Source organism: Enterobacter sp. HG048 (assembly GCF_024702055.1).
GTDB lineage: Bacteria > Pseudomonadota > Gammaproteobacteria > Enterobacterales > Enterobacteriaceae > Enterobacter > Enterobacter dykesii.
The window spans coordinates 39,546-60,632 of the sequence record NZ_JANLIZ010000001.1 but is presented as its reverse complement, the minus strand read 5'-3'; the positions used below and the strand labels follow the sequence as shown (position 1 = coordinate 60,632).

The following is a 21,087-nucleotide window of genomic DNA, read 5'->3' as shown; positions in this document are numbered from 1 at the left end:
AAAAAGCACATTTCATTGCATAATCATCAATAAAATAATTCATGACGTACTCTTTTTTCACTATTCCGCAATCACTATTGCACTATTTCCTTTTTCACCCGTAAAACGCTTGCGCGGCCAGCCCCTTTGCGGCATTTTCATAAGCAAGCAACATTACAAAGCAACAGGGTTAACGGAGAAGGTTATGTGTTCAATTTTTGGCGTACTGGATATTAAAACTGACGCGGGCGAACTGCGTAAAAAGGCACTCGAACTGTCCCGCCTGATGCGCCACCGCGGTCCGGACTGGTCAGGCGTTTACGCCAGCGATAAAGCGATTCTGGCTCACGAACGTCTGTCTATTGTTGACGTCAACGCCGGTGCACAGCCGCTGTATAACGAGAAAAAAACGCACGCACTGGCTGTCAACGGTGAGATCTACAACCACCAGGCGCTGCGCGCCGAATACGGCGACCGCTACGCGTTCCAGACCGGTTCTGACTGTGAAGTGATCCTGGCACTGTATCAGGAGAAAGGGCCCGAGTTCCTGGACGATCTGCAGGGCATGTTTGCCTTCGCCCTGTACGACAGCGAAAAAGACGCTTACCTGATTGGCCGCGACCATATCGGCATTATCCCGCTGTACATGGGCCACGATGAGCACGGCAACTTCTACGTCGCCTCTGAAATGAAAGCCCTGGTGCCGGTCTGCCGCACCATTAAAGAGTTCCCGGCAGGCAGCTATCTGTGGAGCAAAGACGGCGAGATCCGCTCCTATTACCAGCGTGACTGGTTCGACTATGATGCGGTAAAAGACAACGTCACGGACAAAGCCGAGCTGCGTCAGGCCCTTGAAGATTCCGTGAAAAGCCACCTGATGTCAGATGTGCCGTACGGCGTGCTGCTCTCCGGCGGTCTGGACTCCTCCGTGATCTCCGCGATCACCAAGAAATTCGCGGCCCGTCGCGTGGAAGATCAGGAGCGCTCAGAAGCCTGGTGGCCACAGCTGCACTCTTTTGCCGTTGGCCTGGAAGGGGCACCGGATCTGAAAGCCGCGCAGGAAGTGGCGAACCACCTCGGCACCGTGCACCATGAGATTCACTTCACCGTGCAGGAAGGTCTGGATGCGATCCGCGATGTGATTTATCACATTGAAACCTATGACGTGACCACCATCCGTGCCTCAACCCCGATGTACCTGATGTCGCGTAAGATCAAAGCGATGGGCATCAAGATGGTGCTCTCCGGTGAAGGTTCTGACGAAGTGTTTGGCGGCTACCTGTACTTCCACAAAGCGCCAAACGCTAAAGAGCTGCACGAAGAGACCGTGCGTAAGCTGCAGGCGTTGCACATGTTCGACTGTGCGCGTGCCAACAAAGCAATGTCTGCCTGGGGCGTAGAAGCGCGCGTGCCGTTCCTGGATAAGAAATTCCTCGACGTGGCGATGCGCATCAACCCGCAGGACAAGATGTGCGGCAACGGCAAAATGGAAAAGCATATCCTGCGCGAATGTTTTGAATCCTACCTGCCGGCGAGCGTGGCATGGCGTCAGAAAGAGCAGTTCTCTGATGGCGTAGGCTATAGCTGGATCGACACCCTGAAAGAGGTCGCGGCAAAACAGGTTTCTGACCAACAGCTGGAAACCGCGAGCTTCCGCTTCCCGTACAACACGCCGGGCTCGAAAGAGGCCTATCTGTACCGTGAAATTTTTGAAGAGCTGTTCCCGGTACCGAGTGCCGCGGAGTGCGTACCGGGTGGCCCGTCAGTCGCCTGCTCTTCTGCCAAAGCGATTGAATGGGATGAATCGTTCAAATCCATGAACGATCCGTCAGGACGTGCGGTAGGCGTTCACCAGTCAGCCTACAAATAATCACTCAGATCGCAATCGGGCCCCTCAGGGGCCTGATTTTTTTGCCTCACATTTCACCGTCTAAATCTGATTAATAACCAATAATTGCCGAATATTCGGCCACGCTGTTCGCAACCTAACCAAACAGTCACATTCCGGCTATTTTCGTTGAAAAAGGTGTTGACGCTGCAAGGGTCTATACGCATAATGCGCCCCGCAACGCCGATAAGGTAACGCGAAAAAAGATGGCTACGTAGCTCAGTTGGTTAGAGCACATCACTCATAATGATGGGGTCACAGGTTCGAATCCCGTCGTAGCCACCATCTTTTTTGCGGGAGTGGCGAAATTGGTAGACGCACCAGATTTAGGTTCTGGCGCCGCAAGGTGTGCGAGTTCAAGTCTCGCCTCCCGCACCATTCCCGGGTAAGCGTTGCACGGATGGGGTATCGCCAAGCGGTAAGGCACCGGTTTTTGATACCGGCATTCCCTGGTTCGAATCCAGGTACCCCAGCCATATTTCTTCGATTTTGCGGTTCTTCGCGGTATTGGGGTATCGCCAAGCGGTAAGGCACCGGTTTTTGATACCGGCATTCCCTGGTTCGAATCCAGGTACCCCAGCCATCGAAGATTGCAGTACTGGCTACGTAGCTCAGTTGGTTAGAGCACATCACTCATAATGATGGGGTCACAGGTTCGAATCCCGTCGTAGCCACCAAATTAAGATTGTCGATTTTTCGGTAATCAAGACAAATTGTTGGGGTATCGCCAAGCGGTAAGGCACCGGATTCTGATTCCGGCATTCCGAGGTTCGAATCCTCGTACCCCAGCCAATTTAAAAAGTCGTTAAGCAGTTTGTTTAACGCAATTGGGGTGTCGCCAAGCGGTAAGGCTCTGGTTTCTGATACCAGCATTCCGGGGTTCGAATCCCTGCACCCCAGCCACTTAAGTAACAAAAAAGCCCGCTCTGCGGGCTTTTTTGTTTTTGTTGTTCGACATTGTGCTGCCTGATGCCCTCACCCTGACCCTCTCCCACAGGGAGAGGGAAAAAAGATTACAGGCCAAGGGCGTACTTCAGCGCCTGACGCTTCAGACCACCAGCACGCTCCGCTGCCATCAATCCAATATTACGCAGAATGCGCACCGGGGCTAAGTCATTGCTGAACCCGGCATAGAACAGATCCATTCCCGACTGCATAATAAAGTTATCCGCCATGCGTCGCGTCTGGTAACGCTTCAGGACCTGATGGCTGGCCCAGTTTTCCGCGTGCCCGCGGGCGCTGCTCAGCACTTCCAGTAACGCATCGACATCACGGTACCCCAGGTTGACACCCTGCCCGGCCAGCGGATGAATGGTGTGTGCTGCATCGCCCACCAGCGCCAGCCCTGCACGGGCATACTGCAAAGCATGGCGGCGCGTGAGGGGAAACGCCCCGGCAGCCACCGGCGTAACGTTGCCCAGACGGCTCGGAAAATGCAGGCGGATTTCCCGCTGCAATTGTTCCATTGAAAGCCCCTGCAGCTGGCGAATGCGCGCCGGTTTGTCGTACCAGACCAGCGATGCCCAGTTATCAAACAGCGGTAAAAACGCATGCGGGCCATTCGGGGTAAAGTGCTGCCACGTGCTTTCTCCCGGCGCATTCTCGCACTCGACGGTAATCAGCATGCAGGACTGCTCATACTGCCAGGCATGAACGCCAATTCCCGCCATCTGTCTGACCTGCGAGTTAGCGCCGTCCGCTCCGACGACGAGCTTCACGGCCAGTTCATCGCCGCTGTCGAGCGTCAGCAAATACCCGCTCTCGTGAGGATGCAGAGCCTTAATCGACGCAGGAACACGCAGCGTCACCCTCGGATGCGCCTCCAGCGCCTGCCAGAGCGCCTGCTGAAGCACGTTGTTTTCCACCATATAACCCAGGCGCGGCAGCTTCAGCTCAGCGGCATCAAACGCGACGTGGGCATTTTCCCACTCCCAGGTTTCAAGACGGCTGTAAGGATGGGCGCGCATCGCCAGCACCGCCTCCCAGACGCCCAGCCCGCGCAGCAGATCGACGGACGCCGCGCTGATCGCGGAAATGCGCACGTCCGGTTTGCTGGCGGGATCGAAGGCCGGCGGAGCAGCCTGTTCGATTACCGTTACCTCAAATCCCTGCTGCGCCAGCCCCAGCGCCAGCGCGCCGCCGACCATACCGCCGCCGACAACGGCAACTTCGGTGTGTAGGAGTGTCATGGTCAATTTTCCTTATTGGAGAATCCCTTAAGTTTACCGGATTTTTGCGGTCCTGAGACACATAACCTTCATACTGGTCACAACCCCACCAAAGCATTACAATACGCGGCTTGCAATCCTGAGCTGAGCAAGTCGATGACTAAAAAACTCCATATAAAAACCTGGGGCTGTCAGATGAACGAATACGATTCATCCAAGATGGCCGATCTGCTGGATTCAACCCACGGATACCAGCTGACAGAAAATGTGAAAGAAGCGGACGTGCTGCTGCTGAACACCTGTTCGATTCGTGAAAAAGCGCAGGAAAAAGTCTTTCACGTGTTAGGCCGCTGGAAGCTTCTCAAACGAAAAAATCCGGACCTGATCATCGGGGTGGGTGGCTGCGTCGCGTCGCAGGAAGGTAAGCTGATCCGCCAGAGAGCCCCGTATGTGGATATTGTCTTTGGCCCTCAGACCCTGCACCGCCTGCCGGAGATGATCAATCAGGTTCGCGGCAACCGTAGTCCGGTCGTTGACGTGAGCTTCCCGGAGATCGAAAAGTTTGACCGTTTGCCAGAGCCGCGCGCCGATGGCCCGACTGCCTTCGTCTCCATCATGGAAGGCTGCAACAAATACTGCACTTACTGCGTGGTGCCTTACACCCGCGGTGAAGAAGTCAGCCGTCCGGCAGACGATATTCTGTTTGAAATCGCGCAGCTTGCCGCACAGGGTGTTCGCGAAGTAAACCTGCTGGGCCAGAACGTAAACGCCTGGCGCGGGGAAAACTACGACGGCACCACCGGCAGCTTTGCCGAGCTGCTGCGTCTGGTCGCCGCGATTGACGGCATCGACCGCATTCGCTTTACCACCAGCCATCCGATGGAGTTTACCGACGACATCATCGACGTGTATCGCGATACGCCAGAGCTGGTGAGCTTCCTGCACCTGCCGATTCAGTGCGGCTCTGACCGCGTGCTGAACCTGATGGGCCGCCCGCATACGGTGCTGGAGTACAAGTCCACCATTCGCAAGCTGCGTGAAGCGCGTCCGGATATCCAGATCAGCTCCGACTTTATCGTCGGCTTCCCTGGCGAAACCGCTGATGACTTCGAGCGCACCATGAAGCTCATCGGTGAAGTGAATTTTGACGTCAGCTACAGCTTCATCTTCTCTGCGCGTCCTGGAACACCTGCGGCCGATATGGTTGACGATGTGCCGGAAGAAGAGAAAAAGCAGCGTCTGTATATTCTGCAGGAGCGTATTAACCAGCAGGCCAACGCGTGGAGCCGCCGTATGCTCGGCACCGTTCAGCGCATTCTGGTGGAAGGCACCTCCCGCAAGAGCATTATGGAACTCTCCGGTCGTACCGAAAACAACCGCGTGGTGAACTTCGAAGGCACCCCGGATATGATCGGTAAATTCGTGGACGTCGAGATTGTCGAAGTGCTGACCAACTCGCTGCGCGCGAAGCTGGTACGCACCGAGGACGAAATGGGCCTGCGTATTGCCGAGTCTCCGGAATCCGTGATCTCTCGTACCCGTAAAGAAAACGATTCTGGCGTGGGGATTTACCAGCCTTAATCCTCCTGGCCTGCCTTTCCGGCAGGCCTTGTATTTCCTCTCATCGTCCCCAATATCTTCCGCAACGCTTGCGCCTTTATTCTGTGGCGTGAATAATTTCGGTAATGACCGTTTTATTACGCCCTATCGCAATGGGTCAGTTAACCAATTAAAGAGGAACAGTTTGAATATAGATACGCGTGAAATTAGCCTTGAGCCAGCAGACAACGCTCGCCTGCTGAGCCTGTGCGGGCCGTTTGATGACAACATCAAACAACTGGAGCGACGTCTGGGTATCGAAATCAATCGTCGCGATAATCATTTCAAACTTACCGGACGCCCTATCTGCGTCAACGCCGCTGCGGACATTCTGCGTAGCCTGTATGTCGATACCTCCCCGATGCGCGGCGAAATTCAGGATATCGAACCGGAACAAATTCACCTCGCCATTAAAGAGGCGCGTGTGCTTGAGCAGAGCGCGGAAAGCGTGCCGGACTACGGTAAGGCAATCAATATCAAGACCAAACGTGGCGTCATTAAGCCGCGTACGCCAAACCAGGCGCAGTACATCGCCAACATCCTCGACCACGACATCACCTTCGGGGTGGGTCCGGCGGGTACGGGTAAAACCTATCTGGCCGTTGCCGCTGCGGTCGATGCGCTGGAACGCCAGGAGATCCGCCGTATTCTGCTGACCCGTCCTGCCGTTGAGGCCGGTGAAAAACTGGGCTTCCTGCCGGGCGATCTGAGCCAGAAGGTCGACCCGTATCTGCGCCCTTTATACGATGCGCTGTTCGAGATGCTCGGCTTTGAGAAGGTCGAGAAGCTCATTGAGCGTAACGTAATCGAAGTTGCTCCGCTTGCCTACATGCGCGGTCGTACGCTGAACGACGCGTTCATCATTCTTGATGAGAGCCAGAACACCACCATCGAACAGATGAAGATGTTCCTGACGCGTATCGGCTTTAACTCGAAAGCGGTCATTACCGGTGACGTCACCCAGATCGACCTGCCGCGCAGCACCAAATCAGGCCTGCGCCACGCCATTGAGGTGCTGGCCGAGGTCGACGAAATCAGCTTTAACTTCTTCCACAGTGAAGACGTGGTACGCCACCCGGTGGTCGCGCGTATCGTTAACGCCTATGAAGCCTGGGAAGAGGCGGATCAGAAGCGTAAGGCCGAACTGGCCGCAGAACGTAAGCGCGAAGCGCAGGAGCAAGAACAGAAATGAGTCAGGTGATCCTCGATTTACAGCTGGCCTGTGAAAACAATTCCGGCATGCCAGATGAGGCACAGTTTCAGAAATGGCTGGATGCCGTTATTCCTCAGTTTCAGGAAGAATCAGAAGTTACGATTCGCCTGGTGGATGAAGCAGAAAGCCATGAGCTTAACCTGACCTATCGCGGGAAAGATAAGCCGACCAACGTGCTCTCTTTCCCGTTTGAAGCGCCTCCGGGCATTGAGATGCCGCTGCTGGGCGATCTGATCATCTGCCGTCAGGTGGTCGAGCAGGAAGCCAAAGAGCAGCAAAAGCCGCTTGAGGCCCACTGGGCGCATATGGTGGTACACGGCAGCCTGCATCTGCTCGGCTACGATCACATTGAAGATGACGAAGCGGAAGAGATGGAGTCCCTCGAGACAGAGATAATGCTTGCTCTGGGCTATGAGGATCCGTACATTGCCGAGAAAGAATAGTCCGTCATCTGACTGACTCACATGCCGCCACGAAAGGATATCGCGTGGCGGTAAACGTTGAACTAACAAGAGAACCCTTAACAAACGCCATGAGCGACGACAATTCACACAGTAGCGACACGACAACCAGTAAAAAGGGATTTTTCTCCCTCATTCTGAACCAGCTTTTCCACGGCGAACCCAAAAACCGTGATGAACTGCTGGAGCTGATTCGTGATTCCGGGCAGAACGACCTTATCGACGAAGATACGCGCGAAATGCTCGAAGGGGTCATGGACATCGCCGACCAGCGCGTTCGCGATATCATGATCCCCCGCTCGCAGATGATCACCCTGAAACGTAACCAGACCCTGGACGAGTGCCTCGATGTGATCATCGAATCCGCCCACTCGCGTTTCCCGGTCATCAGCGAAGATAAAGATCACATCGAAGGGATTTTGATGGCCAAAGATCTGCTGCCGTTTATGCGCAGCGATGCCGAAGCCTTCAGCATGGAAAAAGTGTTACGCCAGGCCGTGGTTGTGCCGGAAAGTAAACGTGTGGATCGGATGCTGAAAGAGTTTCGCTCTCAGCGTTACCACATGGCGATTGTTATTGATGAATTTGGTGGCGTTTCCGGTCTGGTCACGATCGAGGATATTCTTGAGCTGATCGTGGGCGAAATCGAAGATGAGTACGACGAAGAAGAAGATATCGACTTCCGTCAGCTTAGCCGCCACACCTGGACCGTGCGCGCGCTGGCCTCGATTGAGGACTTCAACGACGCCTTCGGCACCCACTTCAGCGATGAAGAGGTCGATACCATTGGCGGGCTGGTGATGCAGGCCTTTGGCCACCTCCCGGCGCGCGGTGAGACCGTTGACATCGACGGTTACCAGTTCAAAGTAGCCATGGCCGACAGCCGACGTATTATACAGGTTCACGTCAGAACGCCGGACGACTCACCGGTGCCAAAACTGGAAGATTAATGTAAATGGCATTTGCCCCATTGCTTGAACGCCAGCGCGTCCGTTTGCTGCTGGCGCTGTTACTCGGAGCCAGCGGTACGCTGGCTTTTTCTCCTTACGATATCTGGCCTGCGGCCATTCTCTCCCTGATGGGGCTTCAGGGCCTGACCCTGAATCGTCGTCCGGTACAGGCCGCGGCTATCGGCTACTTCTGGGGGCTGGGGCTGTTTGGCTCAGGCATCAACTGGGTCTATGTCAGCATCGCCCAGTTTGGCGGTATGCCAGGCCCGGTTAACGTCTTCCTGGTGGTATTGCTCGCCGCGTATCTCTCGCTCTATACCGGTCTGTTCGCAGGCATCCTTTCTCGCCTGTGGCCAAAAACCACCTGGCTGCGCGTCGCTATTGCCGCGCCGGTGGTCTGGCAAATAACCGAATTCCTGCGCGGCTGGGTGCTGACGGGCTTCCCGTGGCTGCAGTTCGGCTACAGCCAGATTGACGGCCCCCTGAAGGGTCTGGCGCCGGTCATGGGCGTTGAGGCTATTAACTTCCTTCTGATGGTGGTGAGCGGCCTGCTGGTACTGGCGCTGGTCACGCGCTGCTGGAAGCCGCTTGCCGTGGCGCTGGTGCTGTTCGCCCTGCCCTTCCCGCTGCGCTATATCCAGTGGTTCACGCCCGAGCCCGATCGCGCCATGCAGGTTTCCATGGTGCAGGGAAATATTCCGCAGTCCATGAAGTGGGACGAGAAGGAGCTGCTGAATACGCTGAAGATCTACGCCAACGCCACCGAAGAGGTGATGGGAAAATCACAGCTGATTATCTGGCCGGAGTCTGCTATTCCCGATCTGGAGCTCAATCAGCAGCCGTTCCTCAACATGATGAACGACCTGCTGCTGGCGCGCGGCAGCACGCTGATCACCGGGATTGTCGATGCGCGTCTGAATCAGCACAACCGCTACGACACCTACAACAGCATCATTACGCTCGGGAAAGATAGCGAGTACAGCTACCACTCCACTGACCGGTACAACAAGAACCACCTGGTGCCGTTTGGTGAATTTGTTCCGCTGGAGTCGATTCTGCGCCCGCTGGCTCCGTTCTTTGACCTGCCGATGTCCTCTTTCAGCCGCGGCCCGTACGTACAGCCTCAGCTGCACGCGCACGGCGTTGCCCTGACGGCGGCCATCTGCTACGAAATCATTCTCGGCGAGCAGGTGCGCGATAACTTCCGCCCGAATACTGACTATCTGCTGACCATCTCCAACGATGCCTGGTTTGGTAAGTCAATCGGGCCGTGGCAGCACTTCCAGATGGCACGTATGCGCTCCCTGGAGCTGGCGCGTCCGCTGCTGCGCAGCACCAACAACGGCATCACCGCCGTGATTGGACCGCAGGGTGAAATCCAGGCGATGATCCCGCAGTTTACCCGCGAGGTGCTGACCACTAAAGTCACGCCAACCACGGGGCTGACGCCATACGCGCGCACCGGCAACTGGCCGCTGTGGATACTGACCGCGCTGTTCGGCTTTGGCGCAGTGCTGATGAGCCTGCGTCAGCGTCGGAAATAATCTTCCCTTCTGTTGTCGGGTGGCGTAGCCGCCACCCGACAATTCTCTCCAGACACCCATATTGGCACGCCTATTGCTTTGTTTATTCAGGTAAACGCAGTTTGGCTTAACGTGCAACTTTGTCGCACCAGCGTAGATCATCGGTAGCACCGAAACGGTGCAACGGGAGATATTTGCCTCTGATTGGTGCGGCGCGCTTCGCAAAAATAAACAATAACGCAGCAAAATCTTTACATTAAGCCAGACTAAATGTTAACAAGCTTGCATAACACTGCACTCGCACTGCGCGAGATATAACAACATCACAATGGGTATCAATGCGTCGCTGGCGCTGATAAAAAAGGAGTTGGGTATGCAATTACGTAAACTGGCCACAGCAATGCTGGTAATGGGAATGTCTGCAGGCGTGGTTCACGCTGAAGATGCTCCGGCAGCAGGCAGCACTCTCGACAAGATTGCCAAAAACGGCGTCATCGTGGTCGGCCACCGTGAATCTTCAGTCCCGTTCTCTTACTACGACAACACGCAAAAAGTCGTGGGCTATTCACAGGATTACTCCAACGCCATCGTTGAAGCTGTGAAGAAAAAGCTGAACAAACCGGACCTGCAGGTGAAGCTGATCCCAATCACTTCACAGAACCGTATTCCACTGCTGCAAAACGGCACCTTTGACTTCGAGTGTGGCTCCACCACCAACAACCTCGAGCGTCAGAAACAGGCTGCCTTCTCGGACACCATCTTTGTCGTGGGCACCCGTCTGCTGACGAAGAAAGGCGGTGAGATCAAAGACTTCGCTGACCTGAAAGGGAAAGCGGTTGTTGTGACCTCCGGTACCACGTCAGAAGTGCTGCTGCACAAGCTGAACGACGAGAAGAAAATGGATATGCGCATCATCAGCGCGAAAGACCATGGCGACTCCTTCCGTACCCTGGAAAGCGGTCGTGCCGTCGCGTTTATGATGGATGATGCCCTGCTGGCGGGCGAACGTGCGAAAGCGAAAAAACCAGACAACTGGGATATCGTCGGTACCGCGCAGTCCAAAGAAGCCTACGGCTGTATGCTGCGCAAAGACGATCCGCAGTTCAAAAAGCTGATCGATGACACCATCGCTCAGGTGCAGACCTCCGGCGAAGCGGAGAAATGGTTCGACAAGTGGTTCAAGAACCCGATTCCACCAAAAAACCTGAACATGAATTTTGAACTGTCTGACGACATGAAAGCGCTGTTCAAATCTCCAAATGACAAGGCTCTTAACTAATTAGAACTACAGGGGCGGGATCTCCTGCCCTCTCGATTGTCGGGAAGCATGGACAGACTATACGTTGAGTGGTCGTTCCCCACTCAGCGCGAAAAATGAGCTTCTCACCAATCTTCGAGGGTAGCGCTGCTACCCTTTTTTTTCTGGAGTTTATTATGTCAATAGACTGGAACTGGGGCATATTCCTGCAACAAGCCCCGTTCGGCAACACCACCTATCTTGGCTGGCTGTGGAGCGGCTTTCAGGTCACCGTAGCATTATCGATAACGGCGTGGATTATCGCGTTTCTTGTCGGTTCTCTGTTCGGTATTCTGCGCACCGTCCCTAACCGTTTTCTTTCAACGCTTGGCACCCTGTATGTGGAACTGTTCCGTAACGTTCCGCTGATCGTGCAATTCTTTACCTGGTATCTGGTTATCCCGGAACTGCTGCCGGAAAATATTGGCATGTGGTTCAAGTCGGAACTGGATCCGAACGTGCAGTTCTTTGTCTCCTCCATGATGTGTCTGGGGCTGTTTACCGCTGCGCGCGTTTGCGAGCAGGTGCGTGCCGCCATTCAGTCATTGCCGCGCGGACAAAAAAACGCGGGCCTGGCAATGGGCCTGACGCTGCCCCAAACCTACCGCTACGTGCTGCTGCCTAACGCCTACCGCGTTATCGTTCCACCGATGACCTCCGAGATGATGAACCTGGTGAAAAACTCGGCCATCGCCTCGACTATCGGCCTGGTCGACATGGCCGCGCAGGCGGGCAAGCTGCTGGATTACTCCGCTCACGCGTGGGAATCCTTCACCGCGATCACGCTCGCGTATGTTCTGATTAACGCTTTCATCATGCTGGTGATGAACCTGGTTGAACGCAAAATCCGCCTGCCGGGCAATCTGGGGGGCAAATAATGTACGAATTTGACTGGAGTTCTATCGTTCCATCCATGCCTTACCTGCTTGATGGCCTGGTGATTACCTTAAAAATCACCGTTATTGCCATCATCATTGGTATCGTCTGGGGCACCCTGCTGGCCGTCATGCGCCTGTCGAGCTTTAAGCCGCTCGCCTGGTTTGCGACCGCCTACGTTAACGTGTTCCGCTCCATCCCGCTGGTGATGGTGCTGCTGTGGTTTTACCTGATCGTGCCCGGCTTCCTGCAGAACGTGCTGGGGCTGTCGCCGAAAACCGATATCCGTCTGATCTCCGCCATGGTGGCGTTCTCAATGTTCGAGGCCGCTTACTACTCGGAGATTATCCGAGCGGGCATTCAGAGTATCTCCCGCGGGCAATCCAGCGCCGCGCTGGCGCTGGGGATGACGCACTGGCAGTCCATGCAGCTCATTATTCTGCCGCAGGCGTTTCGCGCCATGGTTCCGCTCCTGCTGACCCAGGGCATCGTGCTGTTCCAGGATACCTCTCTGGTCTACGTTCTGAGTCTGGCAGACTTCTTCCGTACCGCGTCAACCATCGGTGAACGTGATGGTACGCAGGTCGAGATGGTGCTCTTTGCGGGTGCGGTCTATTTTGTGATTAGTTTAAGCGCGTCGCTGTTGGTCAGCTGGCTGAAGAAAAGGACGGTATAATGATTTCCCTGAAAAATGTTTCTAAATGGTATGGGCACTTTCAGGTGCTGACCGACTGCTCCACCGAAGTCAAAAAAGGCGACGTGGTGGTGGTATGCGGGCCGTCCGGCTCCGGTAAATCAACGCTGATCAAAACCGTCAACGGACTGGAGCCGGTGCAGCAGGGTGAGATCGTCGTCAACGGCACCAAAGTCAACGATAAGAAAACTAATCTCGCCCAGCTTCGCTCTCACGTTGGCATGGTGTTCCAGCACTTTGAGCTGTTCCCTCACCTCTCCATTATTGAGAACCTGACGCTGGCGCAGGTAAAAGTGCTTAAGCGTGATAAAAAAGCGTCGCGCGAGAAAGGTCTGAAGCTCCTGGAACGCGTTGGGCTCTCGGCGCATGCCGATAAGTTCCCGGCACAGCTTTCTGGCGGCCAACAGCAGCGCGTGGCGATCGCCCGCGCGCTGTGTATGGATCCGGTGGCAATGCTGTTTGATGAGCCAACGTCGGCGCTCGATCCAGAGATGATCAATGAAGTGCTGGACGTGATGGTCGAGCTGGCGCACGAAGGGATGACCATGATGGTGGTGACCCACGAAATGGGCTTTGCCCGTAAAGTGGCCAACCGCGTAATCTTTATGGACGAAGGGAAAATTGTCGAAGACTCACCGAAAGAAGAGTTCTTCGCTAACCCGAAATCCGAGCGTGCGAAAGATTTCCTTGCGAAAATCCTGCACTAACCTTCCCGGTGCGCAATCTGCGGATTGCGCACTGCTTCACGCTTTCACTCAGTTCCTCTCGTCGGCGTCACATTGCAGCGTTAACCTTGTCACAAAATAACGCTACGTGTGGAGAACGCTATGGCACAGCCTATTATTCTCGATTGCGATCCGGGTCATGACGACGCGATCGCGCTCGTCCTCGCTCTTGCCTCCCCTGAACTCGAGGTAAAAGCCGTCACCTCATCCGCCGGAAATCAGACGCCTGACAAAACCCTGCGCAACGTGCTGCGTATGCTCACGCTGCTCAAACGCACCGACATTCCTGTCGCCGGCGGGGCCGTGAAGCCGCTGATGCGCGAGCTGATTATTGCCGACAACGTTCATGGTGAAAGCGGGCTGGATGGTCCGGCACTGCCGGAGCCGGGTTTCACGCCGCAAAACTGTACCGCCGTGGAGCTGATGGCGAAGGTTCTACGTGAGAGTGCAGAACCGGTAACGCTGGTGGCAACCGGACCGCAAACCAACGTTGCGCTGCTGCTGAACAGTCATCCTGAGCTGCATAATAAAATTGCCCGTATTGTGATTATGGGCGGGGCCATGGGGCTGGGGAACTGGACGCCTGCGGCGGAGTTCAACATCTTTGTCGACCCGGAAGCGGCGGAAATTGTCTTCCAGTCCGGCTTACCGATTGTAATGGCGGGACTGGACGTTACCCACCGCGCGCAGATTATAGCGGACGATATTGAGCGCTTCCGCTCGGTGGGCAACCCGGTTGCGACAACCGTGGCCGAACTGCTCGACTTCTTTATGGAGTATCACAAAGCCGAGAAGTGGGGCTTCCACGGCGCGCCGCTGCACGACCCGTGCACCATTGCCTGGCTACTGAAGCCGGAGATGTTCACCACGGTGGACAGATGGGTTGGTGTTGAGACGCAGGGAAAATACACCCAGGGAATGACTGTTGTGGATTACTACTCGCTGACGGGGAATAAGCCGAATACCACGGTGATGGTGGACATCGACCGGGAGGCGTTTGTGGATTTACTGGCGGAGAGACTTGCTTACTATAGTGCGGCCTGATGCCCTCACCCCGGCCCTCTCCCAAGGGGAGAGGGAGCAAACCTGCGCTTTTATTTAGGGCTCAAACGGACGACGCTGGAACTGATCGTGGCCGCATTTCGGACACAGCGGCAGGACATCCGGCGTATATACCGCAATATGGTGGTGGCAATTCTCGCACACCAGATTTCCCAAGCCGACCACCTCACCACTGTGATAAACACCGTGATGGTTCAAATCCTGAAAGACCTCGCGCCACTCCAGCTGCGTTTTATCCGTGATGTCGGCCAGCTCTTGCCACAGGCTCTCTTTAATCACCCGCATAAAAACGCTGTCCGTGACCTCCTCCTGACTCTCCTGGTAGCTGCGCGCGAACTCTTCCAGATCGCGACGCACGGCGCGCGTCACCTCTTCCACTTCGGTTCGCGTTAACTCACCCGTTTGCGTCACGCGGGCACGCGCTTGCTCCACCAGCGCGTCGATATCTCGCTCGCCGTTACGCAGCCGTTCCGTCAGTGTCGCCACCAGTTCGCGGTAAAATTGAGCAACCTTGTTCATCATTTTGCCTCCCGGGTAAGTAACTATTTCTAATAATAGACCTTATTTCAGCGCCGCTTTGTCAGGTGAAGCACAGACCCGGTAAATTCCTGCAAAGCGCATTTGTGCGAAAGGCTGTTTTGACGCGGGCGTTTGGGCTATGCTATGCGGATCTGAATTACCACATCCATTGGCTACATTTGTAGCTGTATTGAAAACAGGACCACTGGCTGCCATGCAAGAGCAATACCGCCCGGAAGAGATAGAATCAAAAGTCCAGCAACACTGGGACGAGAAGCGCACCTTTGAAGTAACCGAAGACGAGAGCAAAGAGAAGTATTACTGCCTGTCGATGCTTCCCTATCCTTCTGGTCGACTACACATGGGCCATGTGCGTAACTACACCATCGGCGATGTGATTGCACGCTACCAGCGCATGCTGGGTAAAAACGTTCTGCAGCCTATCGGCTGGGATGCGTTCGGTCTGCCTGCGGAAGGCGCGGCGGTCAAAAACAACACCGCGCCGGCGCCGTGGACGTACGACAACATCGCGTACATGAAAAACCAGCTCAAAATGCTGGGCTTTGGCTATGACTGGAGCCGCGAGCTGGCAACCTGTACCCCGGAATACTATCGCTGGGAGCAGAAGTTCTTCACCGAGCTGTATAAAAAAGGCCTGGTGTATAAGAAGACCTCTGCCGTTAACTGGTGTCCGAATGACCAGACCGTTCTCGCGAACGAACAGGTTATCGACGGCTGCTGCTGGCGCTGTGACACTAAAGTTGAGCGTAAAGAGATCCCACAGTGGTTTATCAAAATCACCGCTTACGCTGATGAGCTGCTGAACGATCTGGATAACCTCGACCACTGGCCAGATACCGTTAAGACCATGCAGCGCAACTGGATCGGCCGTTCTGAAGGCGTGGAGATTACCTTCAACGTTGAGAACTACGACCAGACCCTGACCGTCTACACCACCCGTCCGGACACCTTCATGGGCGCGACCTACCTGGCCGTGGCCGCAGGTCACCCGCTGGCGCAGAAAGCGGCAGAAAACAACCCGGAGCTGGCAACCTTCATCGACGAGTGCCGCAACACCAAAGTGGCCGAAGCCGACATGGCGACGATGGAGAAAAAAGGCGTCGCGACAGGCTTCTATGCGAAGCATCCACTGACTGGCGAAGCGATTCCAGTCTGGGCAGCGAACTTCGTGCTGATGGAGTACGGTACAGGCGCGGTAATGGCCGTACCGGGACACGACCAGCGCGACTACGAGTTTGCCACCAAATACAGCCTGCCGATCAAAGCCGTTATTCTGGCCGCCGATGGTTCTGAACCCGATCTGTCCGAACAAGCGCTGACTGAAAAAGGCACCCTGTTTAACTCCGGTGAATTCAGCGGCCTGAGCTTCGAAGAGGGCTTCAACGCCATCGCCGATAAGCTGGCCTCTCTGGGCGTGGGCGAGCGTAAAGTTAACTTCCGTCTGCGCGACTGGGGCGTGTCCCGTCAGCGTTACTGGGGTGCGCCAATTCCAATGGTGACGCTGGAAGATGGCACCGTGATGCCAACGCCGGAAGATCAGCTCCCGGTGATCCTGCCGGAAGACGTGGTCATGGACGGTATCACCAGCCCGATCAAAGCCGATCCTGAGTGGGCAAAAACCACCGTCAACGGTCAGCCTGCGCTGCGTGAAACCGACACTTTTGACACCTTTATGGAGTCATCCTGGTACTATGCCCGCTACACCTGCCCGCAGTATCAGGACGGCATGCTGGATTCCAAAGCAGCGAACTACTGGCTGCCGGTAGACATCTACATCGGCGGCATCGAACACGCCATCATGCACCTGCTCTACTTCCGCTTCTTCCACAAATTGATGCGCGATGCAGGCATGGTGAACTCTGACGAACCAGCAAAACAGCTGCTGTGTCAGGGCATGGTACTGGCGGATGCGTTCTATTACGTCGGTGCCAACGGCGAGCGTAACTGGGTTTCTCCGGTTGACGCGATCGTCGAGCGCGACGAGAAGGGCCGTATCGTTAAGGCGAAAGACGCCGAAGGTCATGAGCTGGTCTATACCGGCATGAGCAAGATGTCCAAGTCGAAAAACAACGGTATCGACCCGCAGGTGATGGTTGAGCGTTACGGTGCGGACACCGTGCGTCTGTTCATGATGTTTGCCTCTCCGGCCGACATGACCCTGGAATGGCAGGAGTCTGGCGTGGAAGGAGCAAACCGCTTCCTGAAACGCGTCTGGAAACTGGTTTACGAACACACTGCACTGGGCGATGCCCCGGCGCTGAACGCCGCCGCACTGACTGAAGATCAGCAGGCGCTGCGTCGCGATGTTCATAAAACGATTGCAAAAGTGACCGATGATATTGGTCGTCGTCAGACCTTCAATACCGCAATTGCGGCTATTATGGAACTGATGAACAAGCTGGCGAAAGCCCCGCAGGACGGTGAGCAGGATCGTGCCCTCATGCGTGAAGCGCTGCTGGCCGTTGTTCGCATGCTGAACCCGTTCACTCCGCACGTCAGCTTTACCCTGTGGCAGGAGCTGAAAGGCGAAGGCGATATCGACAACGCGCCGTGGCCGCAGGCTGACGAAGCCGCGATGGTGGAAAACACGACGCTGGTTGTGGTCCAGGTAAACGGCAAAGTCCGCGGTAAAATTACCGTGGCGGTCGATGCAACCGAAGAACAGGTTCGCGAGCGCGCGGGCCAGGAACCTCTGGTCGCAAAATATCTTGAGGGCGTTGCCGTACGTAAAGTGATCTACGTACCGGGTAAACTGCTCAATCTGGTCGTTGGCTAAGCGCGGGAGGAAACGTGCGACAACTGGCAACAATACTCTTATCACTGGCGGTGCTTGTCACCGCTGGCTGTGGCTGGCACCTGCGCAATACCACGGCGGTGCCTGCTGAGATGAAAACGATGATTTTCGACTCATCAGATCCGAATGGTCCACTCAGCCGGGCAGTTCGTAATCAGCTGCGTCTGAATGGCGTTGAGCTTGTTGAGAAACAAACGCTGCGCCAGGATGTACCGTCTCTGCGTATCATCGGAGGAGGTCTGTCGAGAGATACGGCCTCTATCTTCCAGGACGGTCGTACAGCTGAATATCAGATGGTGCTGACGGTCAACGCAGCGGTCCTGATCCCGGGTAAAGACATCTACCCGATCAGCGCGAAAGTGTACCGTTCGTTCTTCGACAACCCGCAGACGGCGCTGGCAAAAGATGCCGAACAGCAGATTATCATCAACGAAATGTACGACAAGGCGGCGGAACAGCTGATTCGTAAACTGCCAGGCATTGCAGCGTCTACCCGACAAGGCTCTGACATTATTGAAAAACCGGTTGCTGGCACGCTTCCTGCTGCTAACTCTCTGGGTAAATGATGATCAGGCTGTATCCTGAACAACTCCGCGCGCAGCTCAAAGAAGGGCTGCGCGCGGCGTATCTGCTTCTTGGAAACGATCCGTTATTACTTCAGGAAAGCCTGGATGCCGTGCGGCATGAGGCCACCTCTCAGGGCTTCGATGAACACCACACCGTCCAGCTGGATAACAACACCGACTGGAATGCCCTCTTCTCACTCTGTCAGGCGATGAGCCTTTTTGCGTCACGCCAGACTATTCAGATCCTGCTGCCGGAGAACGGTCCTAACGCGGCCATCAATGAACAGCTGGCCACGCTGGTCAGCCTGCTTCACAGCGATCTGCTGCTGATTGTGCGCGGCAACAAGCTCACCAAAGCGCAGGAAAATGCGGCGTGGTTCACCCAACTCGCAGCCCACGCGGTGCAGGTCACCTGTCAGACGCCTGAACAGGCGCATCTCCCAAAATGGGTGGCAGCGAGAGCGAAGCAGAACAACCTTCAGCTGGATGATGCGGCGAACCAACTGCTCTGCTACTGCTATGAAGGTAACCTGCTGGCCCTGACGCAGGCGCTGGACAGACTCTCCCTGCTCTGGCCGGATGGCAAGCTGACCTTACCGCGCGTCGAGCAGGCCGTTAACGACGCGGCGCACTTCACGCCGTTCCACTGGGTGGACGCGCTGCTGTCGGCGAAGAGCAAACGCGCCCTGCATATTCTGCAACAGCTGCGTCTCGAAGGGAGCGAACCGGTTATTCTGCTGCGTACGCTGCAGCGCGAATTGCTGCTGCTGATTACGCTCAAGCGTCAGTCTGCCCATACGCCGCTGCGTTCGCTGTTTGATAAACACCGCGTGTGGCAAAATCGCCGGGCTTTAACCACCGAGGCCGTCAACCGCCTGAGCCATGAACAGCTTCGTCAGGCTGTGCAGCTTCTGATGCGCGCTGAGCTCACGTTAAAACAAGATTATGGCCAGTCGGTCTGGGCGGAGCTGGAAAGCCTTTCTCTGCTGCTCTGCCACAAGGCGCTGGCAGACGTTTTTATTGATGGATAGCATGCATTCTTTACAGGCCTTATATGGCGGCACCTTCGACCCGGTCCATTACGGGCACCTGAAGCCGGTTGAAATTCTGGCGAATCTGATCGGCCTTCAGCGCGTCACCATTATGCCCAATAATGTCCCGCCCCATCGTCCCCAGCCCGAGGCGACCAGCGAGCAGCGAAAAGAGATGCTTGCCCTTGCCATCTCAGATAAACCGCTGTTCCGACTTGACGAGCGTGAGCTGCGTCGCGACACGCCCTCCTGGACCTCGCAGACGCTTCAGGAGTGGCGCGCCGAACAAGGGCCAGACCAGCCTCTGGCTTTTATCATCGGCCAGGATTCCCTGCTGAACTTCCCCACGTGGCATCAGTATGAAACCATCCTGGAGAACAGCCACCTGCTCGTCTGCCGCCGTCCCGGCTATCCGCTGACCATGCGCGAAGAGCAGTACCAGCAGTGGCTGGAAGATCACCTCACCGATAATGTCGAAGATCTTCACAACCAGCCTGCCGGGAAGATCTATCTGGCGGAAACGCCGTGGTTCGATATCTCTGCGACCCTCATTCGCGAGCGTTTACAGCAGGGTTTAGCGTGTGACGATCTGCTGCCAACCCCGGTGCTGGCCTATATCCATGCGCACGGTTTGTATCAGAAAAGCGCAGATGAATAGCCGGAGAGCATAAAAAGCGGCTTATTGTTTATCCTGCCTTGACAGGGTAAGCCATACTGTTATTCTCCGCTGCCAGACTTTCCCGCCGATCATTGCTTTACAGAAATTGTTTTACAAAAATGGCAATGCAATCTCAGGCGGAGGGTGGGATGATACCCGCCTTCAAAAGCCCGGCCGGAGACATTTGTCCCGACGCAGGCGTGAGTTCAGGTATACTGTCTGGCTACGAATTCAAAGTTTTACAATCTCATTCACCCCAGGGGGAAAACTTGCAGGGTAAAGCACTCCAGGATTTTGTTATTGACAAAATTGATGACCTGAAAGGTCAGGACATCATCGCTATCGACGTTAAGGGTAAATCCAGTATTACCGACTGCATGATTATCTGCACCGGTACATCGACGCGTCATGTTGTTTCAATTGCCGATCACGTGGTTCAGGAATCGCGTGCAGCAGGGCTGTTGCCGCTGGGCGTTGAAGGTGAAGCGACGGCTGACTGGGTGGTAGTCGACCTCGGCGATGTGATTGTCCACGTCATGCAGGACGAGAGCCGTCGCCTGTATGAGCTGGAAAAACTCTGGGGTTAATGCGTGAAGTTACAGCTGGTCGCCGTCGGCACCAAAATGCCGGACTGGGTACAAACCGGTTTTACTGAATATCTGCGTCGTTTTCCAAAAGACATGCCTTTCGAGCTGGTGGAAATTCCCGCCGGTAAGCGCGGCAAGAACGCTGATATCAAACGTATTCTCGATAAAGAGGGCGAACTGATGCTGGCTGCCGCAGGCAAAAACCGCATCGTCACCCTCGATATTCCAGGTAAACCCTGGGATACGCCGCAGCTGGCGCAGGAACTGGAGCGCTGGAAGCAGGATGGTCGTGACGTCAGTCTGTTGATTGGCGGACCAGAAGGGTTATCCCCTGCCTGTAAAGCGGCGGCTGAACAAAGTTGGTCTCTCTCCGCGCTGACGCTTCCCCACCCGCTCGTTCGGGTACTGGTGGCAGAAAGCCTGTATCGCGCGTGGAGCATTACTACCAACCACCCCTATCACCGCGAGTAATGACT

The 21,087-nt window shown here is 55.5% G+C and carries 19 protein-coding genes and 7 tRNA genes; 24 read left to right on the top strand and 2 right to left on the bottom strand.

Annotation, left to right across the window (positions count from 1 at the left end):
* The first annotated feature begins 184 nt into the window (after positions 1–184).
* From asnB to NUX24_RS00300, 8 genes are all read left to right on the top strand, one after another.
* A complete protein-coding gene (asnB, locus tag NUX24_RS00335; protein WP_023310762.1) occupies positions 185–1,849 on the top strand; it encodes an asparagine synthase B in 1,665 nt (554 codons plus the stop codon).
* A 226-nt stretch (positions 1,850–2,075) separates the two neighbouring features.
* Positions 2,076–2,152 (top strand) — tRNA-Met (locus NUX24_RS00330).
* Positions 2,153–2,160: 8 nt separating this feature from the next.
* A tRNA-Leu gene (locus tag NUX24_RS00325) sits at positions 2,161–2,245 on the top strand.
* 23 nt (positions 2,246–2,268) lie between these two features.
* Positions 2,269–2,343 (top strand) — tRNA-Gln (locus NUX24_RS00320).
* A gap of 32 nt (positions 2,344–2,375) precedes the next feature.
* Positions 2,376–2,450 (top strand) — tRNA-Gln (locus NUX24_RS00315).
* A gap of 17 nt (positions 2,451–2,467) precedes the next feature.
* Positions 2,468–2,544: transfer RNA gene (locus NUX24_RS00310), tRNA-Met, on the top strand.
* 40 nt (positions 2,545–2,584) lie between these two features.
* Positions 2,585–2,659, top strand: a tRNA-Gln gene (locus tag NUX24_RS00305).
* Positions 2,660–2,695: 36 nt separating this feature from the next.
* A tRNA-Gln gene (locus NUX24_RS00300) sits at positions 2,696–2,770 on the top strand.
* Positions 2,771–2,880: 110 nt separating this feature from the next.
* Here the strand turns inward: NUX24_RS00300 and ubiF are convergent.
* On the bottom strand, positions 2,881–4,056 hold the full coding sequence (ubiF, locus tag NUX24_RS00295; protein WP_257829156.1) for a 3-demethoxyubiquinol 3-hydroxylase: 1,176 nt from the start codon (positions 4,054–4,056) through the stop codon (positions 2,881–2,883).
* Positions 4,057–4,191: 135 nt separating this feature from the next.
* Here ubiF and miaB point away from each other — a divergent pair, with 135 nt between their 5' ends.
* From miaB to rihA, 10 genes are all read left to right on the top strand, one after another.
* Positions 4,192–5,616: a tRNA (N6-isopentenyl adenosine(37)-C2)-methylthiotransferase MiaB gene (gene miaB, locus NUX24_RS00290; RefSeq protein WP_032641703.1), complete on the top strand. Its 1,425-nt coding sequence runs from the start codon at positions 4,192–4,194 to the stop codon at positions 5,614–5,616.
* A 163-nt stretch (positions 5,617–5,779) separates the two neighbouring features.
* Positions 5,780–6,826: a PhoH family protein gene (locus tag NUX24_RS00285; RefSeq protein ID WP_008501053.1), complete on the top strand. Its 1,047-nt coding sequence runs from the start codon at positions 5,780–5,782 to the stop codon at positions 6,824–6,826.
* On the top strand, positions 6,823–7,290 hold the full coding sequence (gene ybeY / locus NUX24_RS00280) for an rRNA maturation RNase YbeY (protein WP_061715754.1): 468 nt from the start codon (positions 6,823–6,825) through the stop codon (positions 7,288–7,290). The genes NUX24_RS00285 and ybeY overlap by 4 nt, the downstream gene beginning before the upstream one ends.
* Positions 7,291–7,379: 89 nt before the next feature.
* Positions 7,380–8,258: a CNNM family magnesium/cobalt transport protein CorC gene (corC, locus tag NUX24_RS00275; RefSeq protein WP_021242574.1), complete on the top strand. Its 879-nt coding sequence runs from the start codon at positions 7,380–7,382 to the stop codon at positions 8,256–8,258.
* 5 nt (positions 8,259–8,263) lie between these two features.
* Positions 8,264–9,802 (top strand): apolipoprotein N-acyltransferase, encoded by a 1,539-nt coding sequence (gene lnt, locus NUX24_RS00270; RefSeq protein ID WP_257829149.1) that lies wholly within the window; start codon positions 8,264–8,266, stop codon positions 9,800–9,802.
* 352 nt (positions 9,803–10,154) lie between these two features.
* A complete protein-coding gene (locus tag NUX24_RS00265; protein WP_008501049.1) occupies positions 10,155–11,060 on the top strand; it encodes an amino acid ABC transporter substrate-binding protein in 906 nt (301 codons plus the stop codon).
* A 155-nt stretch (positions 11,061–11,215) separates the two neighbouring features.
* Positions 11,216–11,956, top strand: a complete 741-nt coding sequence (locus NUX24_RS00260) for an amino acid ABC transporter permease (RefSeq protein WP_023310756.1) — start codon at positions 11,216–11,218, stop codon at positions 11,954–11,956.
* Positions 11,956–12,630, top strand: a complete 675-nt coding sequence (gene gltK / locus NUX24_RS00255; protein ID WP_014883002.1) for a glutamate/aspartate ABC transporter permease GltK — start codon at positions 11,956–11,958, stop codon at positions 12,628–12,630. The genes NUX24_RS00260 and gltK overlap by 1 nt, the downstream gene beginning before the upstream one ends.
* Positions 12,630–13,355 (top strand): amino acid ABC transporter ATP-binding protein, encoded by a 726-nt coding sequence (locus NUX24_RS00250; protein WP_014883001.1) that lies wholly within the window; start codon positions 12,630–12,632, stop codon positions 13,353–13,355. The genes gltK and NUX24_RS00250 overlap by 1 nt, the downstream gene beginning before the upstream one ends.
* A gap of 120 nt (positions 13,356–13,475) precedes the next feature.
* Positions 13,476–14,417: a pyrimidine-specific ribonucleoside hydrolase RihA gene (gene rihA, locus NUX24_RS00245; RefSeq protein ID WP_257829143.1), complete on the top strand. Its 942-nt coding sequence runs from the start codon at positions 13,476–13,478 to the stop codon at positions 14,415–14,417.
* A gap of 54 nt (positions 14,418–14,471) precedes the next feature.
* On the opposite strand, the gene NUX24_RS00240 is transcribed toward rihA, so the two are convergent.
* On the bottom strand, positions 14,472–14,954 hold the full coding sequence (locus NUX24_RS00240; protein WP_032661386.1) for a zinc ribbon-containing protein: 483 nt from the start codon (positions 14,952–14,954) through the stop codon (positions 14,472–14,474).
* A gap of 214 nt (positions 14,955–15,168) precedes the next feature.
* Between NUX24_RS00240 and leuS the strand changes: the two genes are divergently transcribed.
* The 6 genes from leuS to rlmH all read left to right on the top strand — a co-directional run bounded on the left by leuS (position 15,169) and on the right by rlmH (position 21,082).
* On the top strand, positions 15,169–17,751 hold the full coding sequence (gene leuS, locus NUX24_RS00235; RefSeq protein ID WP_257829142.1) for a leucine--tRNA ligase: 2,583 nt from the start codon (positions 15,169–15,171) through the stop codon (positions 17,749–17,751).
* 14 nt (positions 17,752–17,765) lie between these two features.
* Entirely contained in the window at positions 17,766–18,335 is a 570-nt protein-coding gene (gene lptE, locus NUX24_RS00230; protein ID WP_257829141.1) for an LPS assembly lipoprotein LptE, read from the top strand.
* Positions 18,335–19,366: a DNA polymerase III subunit delta gene (gene holA, locus NUX24_RS00225; protein ID WP_257829964.1), complete on the top strand. Its 1,032-nt coding sequence runs from the start codon at positions 18,335–18,337 to the stop codon at positions 19,364–19,366. Before lptE ends, holA begins: the two co-directional genes overlap by 1 nt.
* The gene (gene nadD / locus NUX24_RS00220) at positions 19,359–20,024 is read left to right on the top strand and encodes a nicotinate-nucleotide adenylyltransferase (RefSeq protein WP_047650575.1); all 666 of its coding nucleotides are present in this window, start codon (positions 19,359–19,361) and stop codon (positions 20,022–20,024) included. Before holA ends, nadD begins: the two co-directional genes overlap by 8 nt.
* Positions 20,025–20,293: 269 nt before the next feature.
* On the top strand, positions 20,294–20,611 hold the full coding sequence (gene rsfS / locus NUX24_RS00215; RefSeq protein ID WP_023334893.1) for a ribosome silencing factor: 318 nt from the start codon (positions 20,294–20,296) through the stop codon (positions 20,609–20,611).
* 3 nt (positions 20,612–20,614) lie between these two features.
* Complete coding sequence (rlmH, locus tag NUX24_RS00210; protein ID WP_023310748.1) at positions 20,615–21,082, top strand: 23S rRNA (pseudouridine(1915)-N(3))-methyltransferase RlmH; 468 nt, start codon at positions 20,615–20,617, stop codon at positions 21,080–21,082.
* The last annotated feature ends 5 nt before the right edge of the window (positions 21,083–21,087 follow it).

Coding starts and splice junctions, on each gene's coding strand:
- nadD (WP_047650575.1), top strand. CDS start 19,359: ATGGATAGCATGCATTCTTTACAGGCCTTATATGGCGGCACCTTCGAC.
- corC (WP_021242574.1), top strand. CDS start 7,380: ATGAGCGACGACAATTCACACAGTAGCGACACGACAACCAGTAAAAAG.
- NUX24_RS00250 (WP_014883001.1), top strand. CDS start 12,630: ATGATTTCCCTGAAAAATGTTTCTAAATGGTATGGGCACTTTCAGGTG.
- miaB (WP_032641703.1), top strand. CDS start 4,192: ATGACTAAAAAACTCCATATAAAAACCTGGGGCTGTCAGATGAACGAA.
- gltK (WP_014883002.1), top strand. CDS start 11,956: ATGTACGAATTTGACTGGAGTTCTATCGTTCCATCCATGCCTTACCTG.
- leuS (WP_257829142.1), top strand. CDS start 15,169: ATGCAAGAGCAATACCGCCCGGAAGAGATAGAATCAAAAGTCCAGCAA.
- asnB (WP_023310762.1), top strand. CDS start 185: ATGTGTTCAATTTTTGGCGTACTGGATATTAAAACTGACGCGGGCGAA.
- NUX24_RS00240 (WP_032661386.1), bottom strand. CDS start 14,954: ATGAACAAGGTTGCTCAATTTTACCGCGAACTGGTGGCGACACTGACG.
- holA (WP_257829964.1), top strand. CDS start 18,335: ATGATCAGGCTGTATCCTGAACAACTCCGCGCGCAGCTCAAAGAAGGG.
- ubiF (WP_257829156.1), bottom strand. CDS start 4,056: ATGACACTCCTACACACCGAAGTTGCCGTTGTCGGCGGCGGTATGGTC.
- ybeY (WP_061715754.1), top strand. CDS start 6,823: ATGAGTCAGGTGATCCTCGATTTACAGCTGGCCTGTGAAAACAATTCC.
- lnt (WP_257829149.1), top strand. CDS start 8,264: ATGGCATTTGCCCCATTGCTTGAACGCCAGCGCGTCCGTTTGCTGCTG.
- NUX24_RS00260 (WP_023310756.1), top strand. CDS start 11,216: ATGTCAATAGACTGGAACTGGGGCATATTCCTGCAACAAGCCCCGTTC.
- NUX24_RS00265 (WP_008501049.1), top strand. CDS start 10,155: ATGCAATTACGTAAACTGGCCACAGCAATGCTGGTAATGGGAATGTCT.
- rihA (WP_257829143.1), top strand. CDS start 13,476: ATGGCACAGCCTATTATTCTCGATTGCGATCCGGGTCATGACGACGCG.